Here is a 19259-nt window from a genome sequence, read left to right as displayed (position 1 = left end):
AGGGCTCTCCGTCGGACCAACTTCTGGTTGCAGTTCCGGTTGCATTCACCGTCGTACAGCACCGTTCACGAGGCTCACTGGTCACAGCTGCACCGCAGGTCAGAACACCCCCGCACACCCCAGAACCCCCGGACGAACATTTGGAAAGCGTGTTGGGGGCAACCCCTCACGAGTTCGAATCTCGTATCCTCCGCCAGTGCCTCACCGGGCACTAACGTCGAAGGGCCCCACTGTTCGCAGTGGGGCCCTTCGACGTTGTCCGCCTCAGTTGTCCGTCTCGGTTGTCCGTCTCAGCCGCGCCCGCCCGGAGACAGCAGGGCGTCGGCCACGGTGGTCCGGGCGTAGAGCACCGAGCGGCCCGCGCGGTGGGCGCTGACCAGGCCTGCGTCGCGCAGGGCCGTGAGGTGTTGGGAGGCGCCGGGGGCGGACAGGCCGCAGCGGTGGGCGAGTTCGGTGGTGGAGGCGGGGGTGTCCAGTTCGGCCAGGAGCAGGGTGCGGGAGCGGCCGAGGACGGCTGCGACGGCCTCGGTGGAACCCGTCGTACGGGGTTCCCAGAGCGCGCCGATGCCGCGGGCCGGGTAGGCCAGCTGCGGCGGGTCCGGCGGCACCGAGCGGGTGAGCACCCGTGGCCAGGCGAAGGCGGAGGGGACCAGGAGCAGGCCGGAGCCGGTCTCGGCGCGGGTCAGCGCGCAGTGGCGGCGCACCAGGTGCAGGGACCCGGCGTCCCAGCTGACCGATTCGTGCAGGTCGCCCAGGACGTGTCCGGCGCCGTGCTCGGCCACCTGCCGGGCCCGGTGGAAGACGTCGGCCTCGAGGAGGCGGCGGATGCGGTCCCAGTAGGGGGCGAGGGCGAACTCCCAGTAGAGCTCGATCTCTTCGGTGATCTTCTCCAGCGCCGCCCGCGGATCCTGGCGCAGCAGCCGGAACCGGGCGGAGCGGGTCGGGTCGCGCTCCGCGGTCAGCATGTCCAGTTCGACGTGCACCCGGTCCACCGGCGTGTGCCGGATCGCGGCCAGTTCGTCGGCGAGGGTGGGGAAGGGGTCGGTGGGCGTCGGGTTCAGGAAGTCCGCGAGGTAGCCGTCGGCCGGGATCAGTGCGGCCAGCCAGCCGCGGTCGAGGCCGGACTCCGCCAGGCGCCGGCGGACCTGTGCGGTCCAGCGGCGGTGCAGCGGGCGTTCCTGGTCCGCGCGCAGCAGGCGGTAGCTCGTGACCACCTCCCACATCGGCGACACCGCGAACCGGGTCTGGGCCATGTCGGCCGCGGAGAAGCTGAGTTCGGACTTCATGGGAGGCCCCCGGGCGAGTACTACGCGTTGGATTAAGCCTGATCTTAATCAATGGTCGGCCGGGTGAGGCGGGTCGCAGGCTGTGCGCATGTTCACCACCTTCCGCGATCTGCCCTCCGTCGTCTGGACCCTCTTCGCCGGCACCGTCGTCAACCGGCTCGGGTACCTGATCTCCCCGTTCCTGGTGTTCTTCCTCGCCGACCGCGGCGTGACCGGCGCGGAGACCACGTACGTGCTCGGCGCCCTGGGCGCGGGCAACCTCATCGGCCCCGCGATCGGCGGCCTCCTCGCCGACCGGCTCGGCCGCCGCACCACCATGCTGATCGGGCTGATCGGCGCCGCGATCGCCCAGGGCGCGCTCTTCGTCGCACCCGGCGTGGCCACGATGGCCGCCGCCGCGCTGATGCTCAGTGCCGCGGGCGCGGCGGTCTCGCCGGCCACGTACGCGCTGCTCGCGGACTCCGTCGACGCGGACCGCAGACAGCGCGCGTACGCCCTCTTCGGCTGGGGCGTGAACGTCGGCACCGCCGCCGCGGGCGTGCTCGGCGGTGTGCTGGCGGCGCAGGGCTACTGGCTGCTGTTCGCGGTCGACGCCGCCACTATGCTCCTCTTCGCGGTGATCGTCGCCGTCCGGCTCCCGGAGACCAAGCCCGCCGCCGCGGCCGCGACGGACGCAGCGTCCGGTACGGGGTACGGCGTGGTCCTGCGCGACCGGCTGCTGATCACGCTGCTCCCGCTCTTCGGCATCCAGCTGTTCGTCTACTCCCTCACCGAGGTCGCCCTGCCGCTGGCCGTGCACGACTCCGGTCTGTCGCCCGCCGTCTACGGGGCCATGGCCGCGGTCAACGCCGTGCTCGTCGTGCTGCTCCAGCCGCTGGCCACCTCGCTGCTCGCCCGGCTGCCGCAGCTGCCGGTCCAGGCGGCGGGCAGCGTGCTGATCGCCGTGGGCGTGGCGCTCACCGGGGTCGCCGACAGCGTCACCGGCTACACCGTGTCCGTCGTGGTCTGGTCGCTGGGCGAGGTGATGGTGGCCGGGATCGCCGCGACCGTGGTCGCCAACCTGGCCCCGGCCCACGCCCGCGGCCGCTACCAGGGCGCCTTCCAGTGGACCTGGGGCGTGGCCCGCTTCGCGGCCCTGACGGGCGGCGTCGCCCTCTACTCCACGCTCGGTCCGGCCGTCCTGTGGTGGTCCGCGCTGGTCGGCGGCCTCGCGTCGGCGCTGGCCACGCTCGGCCTGCGGCGCCGGGTGGAGATCCGGACCGCGCTGGGCCTGGCGGCCTGACCCGGGCCGGGTCTGCCCCGGCCTGGCCCGGCCCGGCCCGGTTCAGACCCGTTCAAGAGCGCCGCGGCAGCGGCGGGTAGTCCGTGTATCCCTCCGAACCGCCCACGTACATCAGGTACTTGTCCCGTACGGGATTCAGGTCCGCGCCCGATGCGAGGCGCGTCGTCAGATCGGGGTTGGCCAGGAACGGGCGGCCGAGGGCGATCAGGTCGGCGCCCGCCGCGAGGAGGCGGTCGGCGGCGGTGCGGACGTCGGTGGTGGTGAACTCGCCCTGCGGCAGGCGCGGGTTGGCGACGAGCGTGCCCGGCCAGGCGGCTCGGATGTGCCGGAAGACGGGGTCGGACGGGTCCGCGTACACGACGTGCAGGTAGGCGAGGGGGCCGACGGCCCGGAGTTCCTCGACAAGCGCCGGGTAGAGCGCGGCCGTGTCGCCCTCCTCGATGCCGTTGACGGTCAGGCCCGGGGAGAGGCGGACGCCGACGCGTTCGGGGCCGATCGCCTCGGCGACGGCGCGGACGACCTCGGCGGTGAAGCGGATGCGGTGCGCGACCGGGCCGCCGTACGCGTCGGTGCGGCGGTTGGTGTTGCCGGCCAGGAACTGGTGGAGCAGATAACCGTTCGCCGAGTGGATCTCCACGCCCTCGAATCCGGCCGCCACGGCCCGACGTGCGGACTGCGCGAAGTCGGCGATCGTCGACTCGATCTCGGGGAGCGTCAATTCCCTTGGTGTGACGGCCGGTTCGTGGCCGCGCCGGGTATGGATGCCGTCCGGGAGGGGGATCGGGGACGGGGCCAGTGGCGTGTGTCCGCTCGTCTCCGGGTGGCCCACGCGGCCGCCGTGCTGGAGCTGCAGGAACATCCGGCCGCCCGCGGCGCGCACCGCCTCCGTGACCTGCCGCCAGCCCTCCTGGTGGGCGTCCGTGTGCAGGGCCGTGATGTTGGGGTACGTCCGGCCCGTCTCGTTCGGCGTCGAGGCCTCCGCGATGATCAGGCCCGCGGTGGCGCGCTGGGCGTAGTACGTGGCCATGAGGGGGGTCGGGGTGCCGTCGGGCAGGGCCCTGTTGCGGGTCATGGGGGCCATGACGAGGTGGTTGGCGAGGGTGAGGCGACCCAGGCGGGCGGGGGCGAGGAGCTGGTTCGTGGTGGTGGCGGTGGAGGAGGTGGTGGTGGTCATGGTGTTGCTCCTTGAGTGAGTTGGGTGAGTTGGGTGAGTTGGGCAGGTTGGGTCAGTTGGGAGTTCGGGGTGGGACGTGAGGGTGTTCACGAGGTGGGGAAGCCGTGCCTGCGGGCGGTCAGGACCAGGGCCAGGACCGGCGCCAGAAGCAGCAGCACCGCCCACGGGAACGAGCCCGAACCCGCCAGGTCGAGCAGCACGCCGCCGGCCACGCCGCCGCCGGCCATCGCCACGTTCCACAAGGTCACGAGCATCGCCTGGGCGGCATCGGCCCGCCCGTCACCCGACCCCCGCCCCTCATCGAGCCGCTCCGCGGCACCCCTGTCGATTCCGCCGGCCCGGCCCGCGGCCGTCTGCAGCAGCGTCGGGACGCCGCCCCAGCCGAGGCCCCACAGGGCGGCGGCGACGTACACCAGCGGGGTGCTGTCCGCGGCCAGGGCGAGGACGGCGGCGGCCGCGGCGACCAGGACGGTGGCGGTGAGCGTGAGGGCGCGCAGCCGGTGGTGGATCTGGGCCCCGACGGCCCAGATGCTCAGCAGGGAGGCCGCGCCGAAGACGAGCAGGAACACGTCCGTGGAGTCGCCGAGGCCGAGGTCGTCGAGGAACGTGGCGATGTACGCGTAGAGGATCGTGTGCGCGAGGACGAAGACGAGCGTGACCGTGAGGACGGAGCCCACGCCCGGTACGCGCAGGGCGTGCCGCATCGGGGTGCGGGCCGAACGTTCCTGACCCGGGTGGTCGGGGACCGTCAGGCGGATCCACAGGAGCAGGACCGCGGTGAGCGCCGTCATCGCGAGGAACGCGGTGCGCCAGCCGAGCGCCGAGCCGAGGAAGGTGCCCGCGGGGACGCCGAGCGAGAGCGCGACCGGGATGCCCGCCATGGCGATCGCCAGGGCGCGGCCCTCCAGGTGGGGCGGGGCGAGACGGCGGGCGTAGCCGGCGAGGAGGGCCCAGGCCAGACCGGCCGCGACACCGGCGACGAAGCGGGCGGTCATCGTCAGGGCGTACGAGGAGGAGAGCGCCGTCACCGTGTTCGCGACGGCGAAACCGGTCATCGCGGTGAGGAGCAGGCGGCCGCGGCGCCAGCCCGCGGTGGCGGCGGTCAGCGGGAGCGCGGTGAGGAAGGTGCCGGCCGCGTACACGGTCACGGTCTGGCCCGCGGCCGACTCGCTCACGCCGAGCGCACCACTCATGTCCGGGAGCAGGCCCGCCGGGAGGGTCTCGGTGAGGCTGGTGACGAAGACGGCGGTGGCCAGGGCGAGCAGGGCGGACATCGGGAGCCGCCCACCGCCCGCGGGGGCTCCGGTGGCGGCGGGGGCCGGGGTTTGGCCTGTGGTGGTGGTCATGGGTGGACTTTGGCCGGGGGTGCTTCGGGTCGGCTGAGGGTTTGCTGATGGTGGGGTGGGGTGGGGTGGGGTGGGGTGCGGGTTGGGGGGTGGAGGCTGTGCTGCGGTGGTTGGGGCCGCCGGGGCCGGGGACGTGGGGCGGTGCCGGTGCCGGTGCCGCGTTAGTCGGGTCCGCTGCCGGGGGCGTTGCCGTCGGGGACTGGGCGTTGCCGTCGGAGACTGGGCGCAGTCGCCGAGGCCTGGGGGCGGTGCCGGTGGTCAGGCGCGTCTCCGGTGGCTGGGCGCTGACGGTGGCCGGGGCGATGCCGGGGACTTGGCGCAGTCGCCGGGGACAGGGGGCGGGGTCGGTAGTTGGGTCCATCGCCGGTGGCCGGGGCGATGCGGCCGGAGCTGGGCTCAGTCACCGAGGCCCGGGCTCGGGGCGGTGGTTGGGTCCGTCGGCCGGGGCGGGAGGAGGGGACAGTGGTGGGGCCAATCGCCGGTGGCCGGGGCGATGCCGGTGACTGGGCGAAGTCGCCGAGGGCGTCGGATGCGGTGCCGATGGTTGGGTCCATCGCCCGGGAGAGGGCGCACTGCCGGTGGTTGGGCCCGTCGCCAGCGGCCGGGGGCGATGCCGGTGGCCCAGCGCGGTGTCGGTGATCGGGCCCGTCGCCATTGACCGCGCGTGTGACCGCGCGTGCTGCTGGTGGCTGGTGCAGGTCCCTGGTTGCCGGAGGGCTGTCTGCGTTGGTCGGGGGCCGGACGCGGTTCAGCGGGTGCCGGTGTCTGGTGGCCGGGTGCCACCGCCCGGGAACGCGCGCCCGCCCCTGTGAGCGGGTGCGCGTCGCCGGGTCGCCGGGTCGCCGGGTCGCCGGGTCGCCGGGTCGCCGGGTCGCCGGGTCGCCGGGTCGCCGGGTGACCGTCCCTGATGGCCGGGCGGCGGCCGGGTTCCCGGGGTGGGTGGGTACCGTCTGGGCATGTGGTTCGGGGTGTTGGGGGGACTCGTCGTGCGGGGGCGCGACGGGGAGAGCGTTGTCGTGCCCGAGGTGAAGGTGCGCACGCTGCTTGCCGTGCTGCTCGCGCACGAGGGGCGGGGCGTGTCCGTGGACGGGCTCGTCGAGGAGTTGTGGGGTGCGCGGCCTCCGGGCAATCCGGCGAACTCCCTGCAGGCCAAGGTCTCCCAACTGCGCCGGGCCGTCGGCCGTGAACGCGTCGTGCGGCAGGGCCCCGGGTACCGCCTCGTGCTCGACGGCGCCGAGGTGGACGCCGTCGTCTTCCGCGAGCTGGTGGAGCAGGCGCGTGCCGTGCCGGATGCGCGGGAGCGCGTACGACTCCTCGGGCAGGCCCTGGAGTTGTGGCGGGGGCCCGCGTTCGCCGACTTCGCCGACGCCGCGTTCGTCCGGGGGCCGGTGCGGCTCCTGGAGGAGTTGCGGCTCGTGGCCGTGGAGGAGCGGGCCGAGGCGCGGCTCGCACTCGGTCACCATGACGTGGTCGCGGGCGAGTTGGGGCCGCTCGTCGAGGCCGAACCGCTGCGTGAGCGGCTGCGCGGGCTGCACCTGCGCGCCCTGTACCGGGCGGGACGCCAGAGCGAGGCGCTCACGTCGTACGAGCGACTGCGCAAGGTCCTCGCGGACGAGCTGGGCGTGGACCCGTCGCCGGAACTCTCTGCGCTGCACACGGCGATCCTGCGGCAGGACGAGCGGGTGCTGTCGGCGGGGGAGGATGCGGGGCGGACCTCCGACCGTACGAACGGACCGACGTCCGGCGGTACGAACCCTGAGTTCACGACCCACGGCCGTACGAACCCCGGGTTCACGAACCCCGAGCCCACGAACCCCGAGCTCACGAACCCCGAGCCCACGAACCCCGGCCGTACGAACCCCGGGGTCATGAACTCCGGCCGTACGAACCCAGGGTTCACGAACCCCGGCCGTACGAACCCAGGGTTCACGAACCCCGGCCGTACGAACCCAGGGTTCACGAACCCCGGCCGTACGAACCCCGAGCCCCCTGGCCCCGCCCTCCGCGACCTCCCCGCCCCCACCACCCCCCTCGTCGGCCGCGCCGCGGCCCTCCGTCTGATCGGCCGGCTCCTCGCCGAACACCGCCTGGTGACGCTCACCGGCCCCGGCGGCGTCGGCAAGACGCGGCTCGCCGTGGCCGCCGCGGGGGAGGTCGCGGCGCCCGACGGGGTGCACCTCGTGGAGTTCGCCGGGCTCGGTGGTCCCGGCCGTCCCGGCGGCGGGGATGCGCACGACCTCGCCGGGGCCGTCGCCGCCGCCCTCGGCCTGCGGGACGAACCCGCCCGGGGCGCGGGCCCCACCGAGCGGCTCGCCGACGCGCTGCGCGGGCGGGACGCCCTGCTCGTGCTCGACAACTGCGAGCACGTCATCGACGCCGCCGCCGATCTCACGTACGCCCTGCTGCGCGCCGCGCCCCGCCTGCGCATCCTCGCGACCAGCCAGGAACCCCTCGGTCTCGCCGCCGCGGGCGAGCAGGTGCATGCCGTGGAGCCGCTCGAACCGGCCGACGCCGCCGCCCTGTTCACGGCCCGCGCCATCGCCTCCGCACCGGGCTTCGACCCGGCCCTCGACCCGGATGCGATCGCCGAGATCTGCCGCCGCCTCGACGGTGTCCCGCTCGCCCTGGAACTCGCCGCGACCCGCGTACGGGCCCTGGGCGTAAGGGAGTTGGCGGCCCGCATCGACGACCGGTTCCGGCTGCTCGGCGCCGGGCCGCGCGGACTGCCCGCCCGGCAGCAGACACTGCGCGCGATGATCGACTGGAGCTGGGAGCTGCTGAGCCCGCCGGAGCGGACCGTGCTCGCCCGGCTCGCCGTGCACCGCGACGGCTGCACGCTGGCGGCCGCGGAGGCCGTCTGCGCGAGGGACGCGAGGGGTGCGAGGGGCGCGGGAGACGCGAGGGACGCGGGAGACGCGGTGGACCGCGCCGACGTCCTCGGCCTGCTGACGCGCCTCGTGGACCGCTCGCTCGTGACCGTCACACCCGGTCCACCCCATCATCCCGCCGGCCCGCGCTACCGGCTCCTGGAGTCCGTGTCCGCGTACGCCCTGGAGCGCCTCGCCGAGAGCGGCGAACAGGACGTCGTACGCGACCTGCACCTGCGCCACCACCTCGACCTGGCCGAGCGGGCCGCGCCCCGGTTGCGTGACGGTGGGCAACAGGCCTGGCTGGAACGGCTCGACGCCGAGTCCGGCAATCTGCGCGCCGCCCTCGACACGGCCACGCGGCGCGAGCCGGACGCGGCCGTCCGGCTCGGCTCGGCACTGGCCTGGTGGTGGCTGCTGCGCGGCCGGCTCACGGAGGCGTACCGAGCCCTGTCCGGGATCCCGAGAGAGGTCTGGAACGGTGAACTCGCTGTACTGCACGCCGCGTTCGGCCTGCTGACCGGCGTCCCGGGCGAACCCCTCCCCCCGTACGCCGCGTCCGCGCCCCCGTCCGCACCCGCCCAATGGCTGTACGCCTACGGCCTGTTCAGCAGCGGTGACCCCGACGGCTGCGGCCGCCATCTCGACGCGCATCCGCCGCACCCCGACGACCCGTGGTCGACCGCGGCCACCCTCGCCCTGCGGGCCCTGCACGCCCTCGTCCGCGGTGACCTCGACGCCCTGGAACGCGACGGGCTGCGCTCGGCCGCACTCTTCCGTCAACTGGGCGACCGCTGGGGCGAGTTGCAGACCGTGCAGCCGCTGACCGCGCTCGCCGACATCAAGGGTGCGTACGCGGATGCCGAACGGCTCGGCACGGAAGGGCTGCGGATCGCGCGCGACCTCGGTCTCGCCGCCGAGGTGTCCGCCCGCCTCTCCGGACTCGGCCGCACCGCCCTGCTGAACCACTCCTGGGAACGCGCCCGCGACCTGCACGAACAAGCCCGGCGGCGGGCCATCGAACAGGGCTACAAGTACGGGGAGATCCACGCCGAGATGGGCCTCGCGCTCGGCGCCAGGCGCTCCGGCGACCTCGACGCCGCCGAGCGTCACCTCGTACGCCTGCGGGACGGTCTCGGCGCGCTGTCCTCACCTGCCGGGGATCATCTGGTCGCCGCGGAGTTCGGTTTCGCGGCGGAGCTGCGCGGCGATGCGGAGGCCGCGCGGGCCCATCACCTGCGGGGCCTCGACGCGGCGCGGGTGCTCGCCGAGCCACGGGCGTTCGCGCTGAGCCTGGAGGGGCTGGCGGGGGCGGTGTCGCTGGCGGGGGCGGCGGGCGACGCGGCGTTGCTGCTGGGCGCGGCGGACGCGGCCCGGGCATCGTCCGGAGCGCCGTTGCCCCCGGCGGAACGGGGGGACGTGGACCGGATCACCGCTCGGGCCTCCGCCGCGCTCGGGGCGTCTGGGTTCGCCGGGTTCTTCGAGGCGGGGACGGGCTTGTCCCCGGAGGAGGCGCTGGGGCGGGCCGGTCTTGTCTGACGGTCCGCGGGCGGGACCGTTTCGAGCTGGGCCGGGGGTTTTCCCCACCCCCAAGACACCAAGTCCCCCCATGTCCCGGCGGGCGTCGGAACGGGACGCTTGAAGCATGACCACGACGCCGCTCCTCCCCTACGCGGACACCCACCGCGACCACCGCGACATCCAGCACCTCGATATCCGCGACCACCGCAACATCCACGAGCACCGCACGGTCCCGGCCACCGGCTTCTGGCGCGCCCCCTTCGCCGGTGCCACGTACCGCGAGATCGGGCACACGATCACCTCGCTGCCCGTCGCCGTCGCGTCCTTCACCTTCGCGGTGACCATGTTCGCCGTGGGAGTGGGCTCGTTCGTCGCCTGGGTCGGGCTTCCGGTGCTCGTCGCCGCGCTGGGCGGGGCCCGGGCCCTGGGGGCCGCCGAGCGCGGGCGGGCCAAGGCGCTGCTCGGGCTGGACGTCGCGGCTCCGGCAGCGCCCGCCCCCGGTCTGCGCGCCCGGCTCACGGACGCGGCCGGCTGGAAGGCGCTGCTCTTCCACACGGTGATGTTCCCGTGGAGGGTGCTGTCGTTCTCGCTGTCCGTCACGTGCCTGGTCACGGGCTGGGCAGTCGCGCTCTTCCCCACGTACTCCTGGGTCTTCCACCGCTACCTGGACTGGCCCGGCTACCGCCTCTACGACTTCACGACCGACGCGGGCGTGCACCACGCGTACTACGTCGAGTCGCCCGCCCAGATCGCCGCGGTCTCCGCGATCGGCCTGGTCCTCGTCTTCCTCACGCCGAAGCTGGTCCGCGCCCTGACGAACGTCGACCGCGCCGCGATCCGCACCCTGCTCGGCACCCGCTGACCGGCCCGGGTCAGGCCGTCACCGCGGTCAGCAGCACCACCGCGTCCGTCAGCGCCACCAGCCCGTGCCTCTCCTGCGGAATCACGCGGAGCTCGCCCGTCGCGAGCTCCGCGTCGCCGCTTGCGGCGGTGAGGCGGACGCGGCCGCGGAGGACCTGGAGGCTGGCGGCGTGCGGGGCGTTGTGTTCCTCCAGGGCGCTGCCCTCCGTCAGGGCGATGACGCTCTGCCGGAGCAGGGGGTCCTCGCGGACGAGGAGTTCGGCGGCGCGGCCGTGCGGGGAGCGGTGGGCGGCGGCCAGTTGGTCGGCGGCCAGGGACGTGAGGTCGTACGTCGTGGTCATGGGGCCAGCGTCACACGGCCGTGGCCGGGACGCCCGGGCAGTTGCGGCCCACCGTGTCCGCGAACGCCCGGGCCAGCGGTGTCAGGGCCGACCAGCGGCGTACCGCCCAGCCGACCTGGAGCGGGGGCAGGCAGGGGACCGGGAGCAGGGTGAGGCCCGGGTGGCCGGGGCCGCGCAGGCCCGGGAGGTCGGGGACGACCGCGTGGCCGAGGCCCAGTTCGGCCAGGTGTACGGCGGTGTCCCAGTCGGCGATGCCGGTGCCGGACGCGGGCCCGTTCGCTATGCCGAGTTCCGCGAACCGTTCATCGAGGTGGCCGCGGGACGTGGAGTGCTCGGGCGGCAGGATCAGCTGGGCCGATTCCCTCAAGTCACCTGGTTCTGCAGTGGAGTTGGCAGCCAGGGCGTCGTCGTCGCGGACCGCGAGGACCCAGGGCAGTTGGACCACCGGGCGCAGTTCTATCCCGCGCTCCGCCGCCCCCATCGTGATCCAGGCCAGGTCGAGGTCGTGCGCGGCGAGCGCCTCGAAGCAGCTGCGGCTCGAGCTGACCGTCTGGAACTCGAGACTGACCTGCGGATGACTGCGCCGGAACTCGACGATCGCCTCCGCCATGAAGTGCCGCACGGACGTGGCACCGGTCGTCACCCGCACCGAGCCGCTCTCGCCGCGCGCCAGGTCGCCGAGGCGGCGCAGCGCACTGTCGATGCCGCCGATCCCGTCGGCCGCGGCGGCGCGCAGGATGCGGCCCGCGGGGGTGGGCACGACCCCGCGCGGATGCCGTTCGAGCAGGCCGATGCCCACTTCCTTCTCCAGCCTCTTGACGTGCTGGCTCACCGCGGACTGCGTACAGGAAAGGTCGCGTGCGACGGCGCTGAGGCTGCCCGCGCGGCAGACGGCGACGAAGACGCGGAGGTCGTCGAGGGTCACCGTGCCCAAGCTATAGCTTGGGGTTCTCCAACAAAACCCTAGGATTGACTTGGATCCCCGGCGCGCGCACGATCATCCATGGGACGGCCCAGGGCGGCAACCCGTCGAGGAGGTCGCGAACTCCCGGCGGGTGCCGACCCGTTGAGAGAACGGTGGACATGACGGTGGATCTGCTGGAAGCGGTGGCGATCGGTGCCGCCGGAGTCGCGGCCGGCGGCATGAACGCGGTGGTCGGCTCCGGCACCCTGATCACCTTCCCGACCCTGCTCGCCCTCGGCTACCCGCCGGTCCTCGCGAACGTCTCCAACAACATCGGCCTGGTGCCGGGCACGCTCAGCGCCGCGTACGGCTACCGGCGCGAACTGCGCGGCCAGCGCGCCCGGTTGCTGCGGTTCGGCACGGCGTCCCTGCTCGGCGGGCTGGCGGGCGCCCTGCTCCTGCTGAACCTGCCCGGCTCCGCGTTCCGCCGCATCGTGCCCGTCCTGATCCTCACCGCCTGCCTCCTCGTCCTGCTCCAGCCGCGCCTGAACCGCTGGACGAAGTCACGCCAGGGCGCGGGTTCCCGCACCGACGGCGGCGTCCCCGTCTGGCTCGGCGTCCTCGGCACCGGCGTGTACGGCGGCTACTTCGGCGCGGCCCAGGGCGTCCTGCTCATGGGCATGTTCGGCGCGGTGCTCCGCGACGACCTGCAGCGTCTGAACGCCGCCAAGAACGTCCTCGCGTCCCTGGTCAACGGCATCGCCGCGGTCGTCTTCATCGCCGTCGCCGACGTCGACTGGGCGGTCGCGGCACTGATCGCGGCGGGCTCCACGGCAGGCGGCCTGATCGGCGCGCGCGTCGGCCGCAGGCTGCCGCCCGCCGTCCTGCGCGGCGTCATCGTGACGGTCGGCGTGACGGCCTCCGTCTTCCTGATCGCCCGCTCGTGAGCCACCAGCTGCTTCTCCTTGACTACCGGCTGTAAAAGGCCAGTTGAGCGCGCTTCTCCGGCAAGTGCACCTCGGGCAGGTCGATCTCCGGCAGCACGATCTCCCCGGCGAGCTCGAACCCGATGCGGGCGAACAGCGCGATCGCCTTCTCGTTGCGCGCGTCCGGCTCCGCGACCAGCCGCTTCCTGCCGAGTCCGTCGAGCGCGTAGGAGGTCAGCACGCCGACCAGCGCCCCGGTGAACCCGCGCACGGCCCCCGCCCCGCCCGCGGGCCCGACGAGCAGGTGCACCCCGATGTCCCCGTCCTCGACCTCGTAGCACTCGCTGACCCGGTCGGCCTCCGGCTCGTACGTCTGGAAGAGCGCGACCGGGGTGCCGTCGAGCCGGACGAGGTACGCGTGGTGCGTGTCGAGGGAGTCTAGGTGGGCGTAGATCTCGCGGACGTCGTCCCGGCCGATGCCGTTCATCCCCCAGAACCGGGCCCGCTCCTCGCTCACCCACCCGTGCAGTACGTCGATGTCGGCGCCGGAGGGGTCGAGGCGCGTGAGACGGAAGGTGCCGAAGCCGTCGACGTGCTGCTCGTACTCGTGCTCGTGCTCGTTCTCGTACCCGTGCTCGTTCTCGTACCCGCGCTCGTACTCGTGCTCGTACTCGTGCTCGTGCTCGTTCTCGTTCTCGTTCTCGTTCTCGTACGCGTCGGTCACGAGGGGGTTCTCCTTGGTCAAAAGGGTGAAGTCGGTGACGACGGGGGCGAGTTCGCCGCGCAGCCACAGCGGCAGCTGGTCCCGGTGGTGCGCGCTGCCGGGCACCCCGGACGCGCCGAGCGGGACGACCCAGCGGCTGTCGTCGCGCCGCGCGAGGTCCCAGGCGTAGCGGGCGGAAGGGCCGCGTGCGCTGAGGTCGGTGAGTCCGGGCACGCTCGACGTGGCGAGGACGCAGTCGTGGTCCCCGTCGAGCCCCGGCCACGCGGCGTCCGGATCGGGCAGCGCCTGCCAGGGCGCGAGCCGGTGCAGCTCGCCCCAGGTGGTCCCGGGCGGCAGACCGGCAACCTCCTCGACCGCCTCCCGTACGACCGCGAGCCTTTCCTCGTACGGGAATTGAGTCCCTGTCAGCAGGTTCTCCAGGCCGAACGCGACGCGCGGCAGGAGCGCCAGCCACGGCCGGAAGACCTCCGGGTAGGCGGGGGCCAGGTCCGCGAGCGGCGCCAGGGAGGGGTGCGCGGCGAGGCGTCGTACGACACCGGCCCGCACCCGCGCGAACGCGGCCGCCCGCACACTGCCCGCCGCCATCCGCCGGTCCCAGTTCAGCAGCGCCTCCCGCAGCGCCGCGGCGTCACCCGCGAGCCCCTCGACCTCCTCCACCAGTGCCAACAGGGGCTCTGCTGAAGCGAGTTGCGTGTCCATGTGGACCGCGCTCATGTCCTCGGCCCGCCACTTCGGCCGCCCGTCGAGCAGCTCGGCGATGCGCCGGGCCCGGTGCGGCGGTGCGAACTCGACGCCGAGCGGGGCGGCGAGGGAGCGTTCGTTGGCCATGACGGCGATCCCGCCCTCGACCTCGGCGCGCGGCATGGGGGCGTAGGTGCCCCGCCACGCGTACCGCTCCTCCCAGGCGGGCACCACGCGCACCATGTTCTCCGGGTCGCGCACGGGGACGGTGCCCGCGACGCGGTGCAGGGTGCCGCCCTCGGTGTCGGCGGCGAGGACGACGTTCACCGGCTCGGCCCAGCGGTCGAAGGCGCGGTCGACGTCGGCGACGGTACGGGCGCGCAGCAGCGCGGGCAGCGCGGCGAAGCCCAAGTCCCCGTATACGCGGGCGGGTTGACGCAGGCTGATGCCTTCACCCTCGCCTATGCCTATGCCTATACATTCACCTCCGCCCTCGCCCTCGCCCCCGCTCCCGACTTCGTCCGGCCCGCCGATGATGACGACTCCGCGCTCCGTCTCGACGACTTCCACACCGTCCTCGACGTGGACGTGCGCGACCTCCCATCCGTCCGGCCCCAGAGCCTCCACCCCGCCCCCTCCGGTCCGCCGCAGCCGCTCCCGGTACAGGTCCTGGTAGTCGGACATGGCGTTGGTGATGGCCCAGGCGACCTTGCCGGTGTGCCCGAAGTGCCCGATGCCGGGGACGCCCGGCACGGCGAGCCCGACGACGTCGAACTCCGGGCAGGACAAGTGCACTTGCTGGTACACGCCCGGGTCCTCGATGAACCGGTGCGGGTCCCCGGCGACGACCGCGCCGCCACCAGCGCCGCGCGCCCCGGCCGCACCCTCGACGAGCCACCCGTTGCTGCCCGACGTGCCGGGCCCGTCGGTGGCGAACAGGCCGACCGCGTCCGCCCCGAGCCGCCGCACGACCTCGTCCCGCCACAGCTTCGCCGGGAACCCCGCGAACAACACGTGCGCACCCAGCCACACCCCGAGCGGTGTCCACGCCTCCCACCGGCCGAGCGCGACCCCGGCCCGCGCGAACTCCGGTGCCGTGTCGCCGAGTTGGCTCAGCCCGTGGTTGACGCCGTCGACATAGGCGCCGACCCAGGCACGGGTCTCGTCGTCGAGGGCCTCGTAACAGCGCCGCGCGGTGTCCGCCAGCCGCGCCCGCCGCGCGAACCGGTCCCACGCGAGCGCCTGCTCCCCGAGCGGCCCGGCCGACGTGCCCAGCATCCGGTGCCGTTCGACCTCGAGCTGCCAGCCGCGGTCCACGGCGGTCACACAACCCTGGGCGTACGCGAGCGAGACCGCGTCGCCGGCCCGCAGGTGCGGTATCCCCCAGTCGTCGCGGAAGACGTCGAAGTCCACGCTGTCGCCGCTCACAAGACCCCCACTTCCGTGCACCTCTGTGCAGACGTTGTTAGGTGAGCCTAACCTTGGTTGCCTCTGGGTTGGCATGCAGCCCCCGTCTCCCGGCGAGATCATCGACGTATGAGCTCTGAGTCTGAGAAGGACGCCGTCACACTCCACCTCGCCCAGGACCCCGCGGCGGACGAACTGCTCGGCCGCAGCCCGCTCGCCGCGCTCGTGGGCATGCTGCTCGACCAGCAGGTGCCCATGGAGTGGGCGTTCGCAGGGCCTCGCACGATCGCCGACCGGCTCGGCACGGACGACCTGGACGCGCACGAGATCGCCGCCCACGACCCCGAGGCCTTCGCCACCCTGCTCTCCACGAAGCCTGCCGTGCACCGCTACCCCGGGTCCATGGCCAAGCGCATCCAGCAGCTGTGCGCGTACCTCGTCGAGCACTACGACGGTGACGCCGCGGCCGTCTGGGAGGGCGTCGCGACGGGCAAGGAGTTGCTCACCCGCCTCAACGACCTGCCCGGCTTCGGCAAGCAGAAGGCCCAGATCTTCCTCGCCCTGCTCGGCAAACAACTCGGCGTACGCCCCAAGGGCTGGCGCGAGGCCGCGGGCCCGTACGGCGAGGCCAAGTCCTACCGGTCCGTCGCCGACATCACCGGACCCGAGTCGCTCACCAAGGTCCGCGCGTACAAGCAGGAAATGAAGGCGGCGGCGAAAGCCGCGAAGACGTGACCGTGGCCGTGCCGTGATCGTGGCCGCGATCGTCAGCTCAGCGATCTCCCCGTAGCCCAAGAGAGCGGTTCTGGCCGCTCGGAGATCACGTCACGGGCGTGTCCGGGGGACAAGACCTTTCATGAGCGCCGCCACGTCCCCCACGCCCCCGGGCCACCGTGCCCGGGCGGCCTGGGCGCGTGCGCTCGTCCTGGCGCTGACCGTGCTGACCGTGCTGACCCTGCTGGTCGCGCCCCTCGCGGCAGCCCCGTCCGAGGCCGCCGCCCCGCCCCCGGCCGCCGCGTCCTCCTGCGAACCCGGCGAGCTCCAGCAGGACGCGCCCGAGGCCGCCCTGCGCCTGCCGACCGGCCATCCGACGCGGCTGCCGACGACGACGACGCTGCCGCCCTCTCTCCCCGACGCGGCGACGCACCTCCCGTCCCTCACGGACGGCACCCACCCGACCCACCGCGCACTGCGCACGGTCGTCCTGCGCTGCTGACAGGGCCCGCCCCGGCCAGGTCACAGCTCACCAGAGGACAAGGACGACCATCCCATGCCCAAGGACCCGTACGCCCTCCTGCGCGCCCTCCTGCGCGCGGAAGCGGCCCGCGACGCACGCCCGGAGAAGACGCCGGAGCCCCCGACACCGGACAACCACCGCACGCCGCAGCCCCCTCGGGAGGACAGCGGCCGCTGAACGAAACGGGCGGGCGACCCGCAAGGGCCGCCCGCCCGGTCAGTCAGCAGTCAGTCGGCAGACCGTCAGCAGTCCGTCAGCAGGTCCGTCAGTCGGCAGTCAGTAGTCAGCCATTCGACGAACAACCCCTCAACGCCGCCGCGTACCGAAGATCGACCGCGAGATCTCCCGCCCCAACTGCGTCCCCATCGACCGGGCCAGCGACTTGAAGATCCCGCTGCCCACGACCTGGTCCACCACGGACGCGTCGGCCGGCGGCCGCCCCCGCGCCGCGGCCTTCGCCTCCTTCTCCGCGGCCAGCGCCTCCGCCTCGGCCTGCTTGCGCGCCGCGGTCTCCGCCTCCTGCGCCGTCAGCCGCTCGAAGGCCGACTCCCGGTCCACGGCATCGGCGTACCGCGAATACAGCAGCGACCCCTTCACGGCGGCGTCGAGCGCCGTCGCCTCCACCGGACCCATCAACGACTCCGGCGCCCGCAGCCGCGTCGCCGCCACCGGCGTCGGCGCGCCCTTCTCGCTGAGCACGGTGATGACGGCCTCGCCGGTACCGAGCGAGGTCAGCACCTCTTCGAGGTCGTACGCCGAATTCGGGAAGGTCTTCACGGTCGCCTTGAGCGCCTTCTGGTCCTCGGGGGTGAAGGCGCGCAGCGCGTGCTGCACCCGGTTGCCCAGCTGCGCGAGCACGTCCGCGGGCACGTCCTTCGGGGTCTGCGTCACGAAGAAGACGCCGACGCCCTTGGACCGGATCAGCCGCACGGTCTGCGTGATGGCTTCCAGGAACGCCTTCGACGCCCCGTTGAACAGCAGGTGCGCCTCGTCGAAGAAGAAGACGAGCTTCGGCTTCTCGACGTCACCGACCTCCGGCAGCCGCTGGAACATGTCCGCGAGCAGCCACATCAGGAACGTCGAGAACAACTGCGGCTTGTCCTGCACGGACGGCAGTTCCAGTACGGAGACCAGGCCCCGCCCGTCGGGCGCCGTGCGCAGCAGCTCGCTCGTGTCGAACTCGGGCTCCCCGAAGAAGTCGCTCATGCCCTGCGCCTCGAACGCGGTCAGGGCCCGCAGGATCACGCCGGCCGTGACGCTGGAGAGCCCGCCGATCTCCTTGAGCTCGGGCTTGCCCTCGTCGGAGGTGAGGAAGGTGACGACGGACCGCAGGTCCTTCAGGTCGACGAGCTCGAGGCCCTTCTGGTCCGCGTAGTGGAAGATCAGGCCGAGCGACTGCTCCTGCGTCTGGTTCAGCTGCAGCACCTTCGAGAGCAGGATCGGGCCGAAGCTGGTGATCGTGGCCCGCAGCGGGATGCCGTGGCCGATGCCGCCGAGCGCGTAGAACTCGCAGGGGAAGCCGGTCGCCGTCCACGTCTGCCCCACCTGCCCGGCCCGCTCGCGCACCTTCTCGCCGTCCTCGCCGGGCGCGGAGATGCCGGACACGTCGCCCTTGATGTCGGCGAGGAAGACGGGCACGCCCTGCGCGGCCAGCTGCTCCGCGATGAGCTGCAGCGTCTTGGTCTTGCCGGTACCGGTGGCGCCGGCGACCAGGCCGTGCCGGTTCAGCATCGGCAGCGGGATCCGGATCTGGGCGTCGGCATGGCACTCCCCGTCCCAGAGCAGCGCACCCAGGTCGAGCGCGGGCCCGCTGAACGCGTACCCGGCGGCGATCTCCAGCGCCTCGGCGGGCAGCGCGGCGGCGCTCGTGACGGTCTCGGGGTGTGCCTGCTCCGCGGCGGGCTGCGCGACCTCGTCAGCGGTCGCGTCAGCGGCCTCCGTGGCGGCCTCCGTGGCGGGCTCCGCAGAAGCCTCGGCGTCGGCTGCCGGAACGACCGGCGGAACGACCGGCGGAACGACCGGCGGAACGAAGCGACTGCGCGCACCCGCACCCGCACCGGCCGCGGCGCCCGTCAACGCGGCGCCCTTCTGTACCCCGGACGAGGCCTCTCGACTCTCAGCTCCGCCCTCGATCGGCTCGCTGTCACTCATTTCAGGCCCCTGTCCCCGGCTTGAGTGTTCCCATTTCGCCCCACTTCAGGGCGGTATTTCCCAGGGTCGCACTCCGTCTCCATGGCTGCGCCCGGAGAGCCTTGCCCGGTAGGCTTTCCGTGTGATCTTCAAGCGCATCGGAAACGGCCGGCCGTACCCCGACCACGGCCGGGAAAGCACCCGGCAGTGGGCGGACGTCGCGCCGCGCCCGGTCCGCCTCGATCAGCTGGTGACGACCAAGGGCCAGCTCGATCTGGAGACCCTGCTCGCCGAGGACTCCACGTTCTACGGCGACCTCTTCGCGCACGTCGTGAAGTGGCAGGGCGATCTGTACCTCGAGGACGGACTGCACCGCGCCGTGCGCGCCGCGCTCCAGCAGCGCCAGGTGCTGCACGCCCGCGTCCTCGAACTCGGCTGACCCGTACGACAGCCCTGACCCGTACGACAGCCCTGACCCCGCCCGACAGCCCTGACGGGCCCTCAAGTCCGCATTGGCCCTTTTGGGTTGGAGTGGGCGCCCGGCCGTGATCATTTAATAGGCATCGCCGTCG

15 protein-coding genes are annotated in these 19259 nt (G+C 73.4%); 8 read left to right on the top strand and 7 right to left on the bottom strand.

Annotation, left to right across the window (positions count from 1 at the left end; all coding sequences use genetic code 11):
• Window positions 1–290: 290 nt before the first annotated feature.
• On the bottom strand, window positions 291–1286 hold the full coding sequence (locus ACIBUY_RS15715; RefSeq protein WP_365560655.1) for a DUF5937 family protein: 996 nt from the start codon (window positions 1284–1286) through the stop codon (window positions 291–293).
• An 88-nt stretch (window positions 1287–1374) separates the two neighbouring features.
• On the opposite strand from ACIBUY_RS15715, the gene ACIBUY_RS15710 reads away from it, so the two are divergent.
• On the top strand, window positions 1375–2568 hold the full coding sequence (locus ACIBUY_RS15710) for an MFS transporter (RefSeq protein WP_365560653.1): 1194 nt from the start codon (window positions 1375–1377) through the stop codon (window positions 2566–2568).
• 52 nt (window positions 2569–2620) lie between these two features.
• On the opposite strand, the gene ACIBUY_RS15705 is transcribed toward ACIBUY_RS15710, so the two are convergent.
• Window positions 2621–3742, bottom strand: a complete 1122-nt coding sequence (locus ACIBUY_RS15705) for an alkene reductase (protein ID WP_399152835.1) — start codon at window positions 3740–3742, stop codon at window positions 2621–2623.
• A gap of 86 nt (window positions 3743–3828) precedes the next feature.
• A complete protein-coding gene (locus ACIBUY_RS15700) occupies window positions 3829–5088 on the bottom strand; it encodes an MFS transporter (RefSeq protein WP_399152834.1) in 1260 nt (419 codons plus the stop codon).
• Between the two features lie 956 nt (window positions 5089–6044).
• On the opposite strand from ACIBUY_RS15700, the gene ACIBUY_RS15695 reads away from it, so the two are divergent.
• Together ACIBUY_RS15695 and ACIBUY_RS15690 are read left to right on the top strand one after the other, a co-directional pair.
• A complete protein-coding gene (locus tag ACIBUY_RS15695) occupies window positions 6045–9494 on the top strand; it encodes a BTAD domain-containing putative transcriptional regulator (protein ID WP_399152833.1) in 3450 nt (1149 codons plus the stop codon).
• A 106-nt stretch (window positions 9495–9600) separates the two neighbouring features.
• A complete protein-coding gene (locus tag ACIBUY_RS15690; protein WP_365560643.1) occupies window positions 9601–10338 on the top strand; it encodes a sensor domain-containing protein in 738 nt (245 codons plus the stop codon).
• A 10-nt stretch (window positions 10339–10348) separates the two neighbouring features.
• Here the strand turns inward: ACIBUY_RS15690 and ACIBUY_RS15685 are convergent, their stop codons facing one another.
• Both ACIBUY_RS15685 and ACIBUY_RS15680 read right to left on the bottom strand, forming a co-directional pair.
• Window positions 10349–10678, bottom strand: coding sequence for a cupin (locus ACIBUY_RS15685; protein ID WP_399152832.1), 330 nt, complete (start codon window positions 10676–10678; stop codon window positions 10349–10351).
• A gap of 10 nt (window positions 10679–10688) precedes the next feature.
• Window positions 10689–11603, bottom strand: coding sequence for a LysR family transcriptional regulator (locus ACIBUY_RS15680; RefSeq protein ID WP_365560638.1), 915 nt, complete (start codon window positions 11601–11603; stop codon window positions 10689–10691).
• Between the two features lie 164 nt (window positions 11604–11767).
• Between ACIBUY_RS15680 and ACIBUY_RS15675 the strand changes: the two genes are divergently transcribed.
• Window positions 11768–12529: a sulfite exporter TauE/SafE family protein gene (locus tag ACIBUY_RS15675; RefSeq protein ID WP_399152880.1), complete on the top strand. Its 762-nt coding sequence runs from the start codon at window positions 11768–11770 to the stop codon at window positions 12527–12529.
• Window positions 12530–12551: 22 nt separating this feature from the next.
• Here the strand turns inward: ACIBUY_RS15675 and ACIBUY_RS15670 are convergent, their stop codons facing one another.
• Window positions 12552–15341, bottom strand: a complete 2790-nt coding sequence (locus ACIBUY_RS15670; RefSeq protein WP_399152831.1) for a GNAT family N-acetyltransferase — start codon at window positions 15339–15341, stop codon at window positions 12552–12554.
• Window positions 15342–15449: 108 nt separating this feature from the next.
• On the opposite strand from ACIBUY_RS15670, the gene ACIBUY_RS15665 reads away from it, so the two are divergent.
• The 3 genes from ACIBUY_RS15665 to ACIBUY_RS15655 all read left to right on the top strand — a co-directional run bounded on the left by ACIBUY_RS15665 (window position 15450) and on the right by ACIBUY_RS15655 (window position 16734).
• Window positions 15450–16055 (top strand): HhH-GPD-type base excision DNA repair protein, encoded by a 606-nt coding sequence (locus tag ACIBUY_RS15665; protein WP_399152830.1) that lies wholly within the window; start codon window positions 15450–15452, stop codon window positions 16053–16055.
• A gap of 121 nt (window positions 16056–16176) precedes the next feature.
• Window positions 16177–16536 carry a hypothetical protein gene (locus ACIBUY_RS15660; RefSeq protein WP_399152829.1) on the top strand — a complete coding sequence of 120 codons (360 nt, stop codon included), beginning with the start codon at window positions 16177–16179 and terminating at the stop codon, window positions 16534–16536.
• 54 nt (window positions 16537–16590) lie between these two features.
• Window positions 16591–16734 carry a hypothetical protein gene (locus ACIBUY_RS15655; protein WP_365560628.1) on the top strand — a complete coding sequence of 48 codons (144 nt, stop codon included), beginning with the start codon at window positions 16591–16593 and terminating at the stop codon, window positions 16732–16734.
• Between the two features lie 129 nt (window positions 16735–16863).
• Here ACIBUY_RS15655 and ACIBUY_RS15650 read toward each other — a convergent pair whose 3' ends face one another.
• Window positions 16864–18708, bottom strand: a complete 1845-nt coding sequence (locus tag ACIBUY_RS15650) for a helicase HerA-like domain-containing protein (protein WP_399152828.1) — start codon at window positions 18706–18708, stop codon at window positions 16864–16866.
• 121 nt (window positions 18709–18829) lie between these two features.
• Here ACIBUY_RS15650 and ACIBUY_RS15645 point away from each other — a divergent pair, with 121 nt between their 5' ends.
• Complete coding sequence (locus ACIBUY_RS15645) at window positions 18830–19126, top strand: type II toxin-antitoxin system VapB family antitoxin (protein WP_003955420.1); 297 nt, start codon at window positions 18830–18832, stop codon at window positions 19124–19126.
• Window positions 19127–19259 lie beyond the last annotated feature (133 nt).

This window comes from Streptomyces sp. NPDC050085, from assembly GCF_044460595.1.
Lineage (GTDB): Bacteria > Actinomycetota > Actinomycetes > Streptomycetales > Streptomycetaceae > Streptomyces.
The sequence above is the reverse complement of the archived record's forward strand: the minus strand, read 5'-3'. Positions and strand labels throughout refer to the sequence as shown.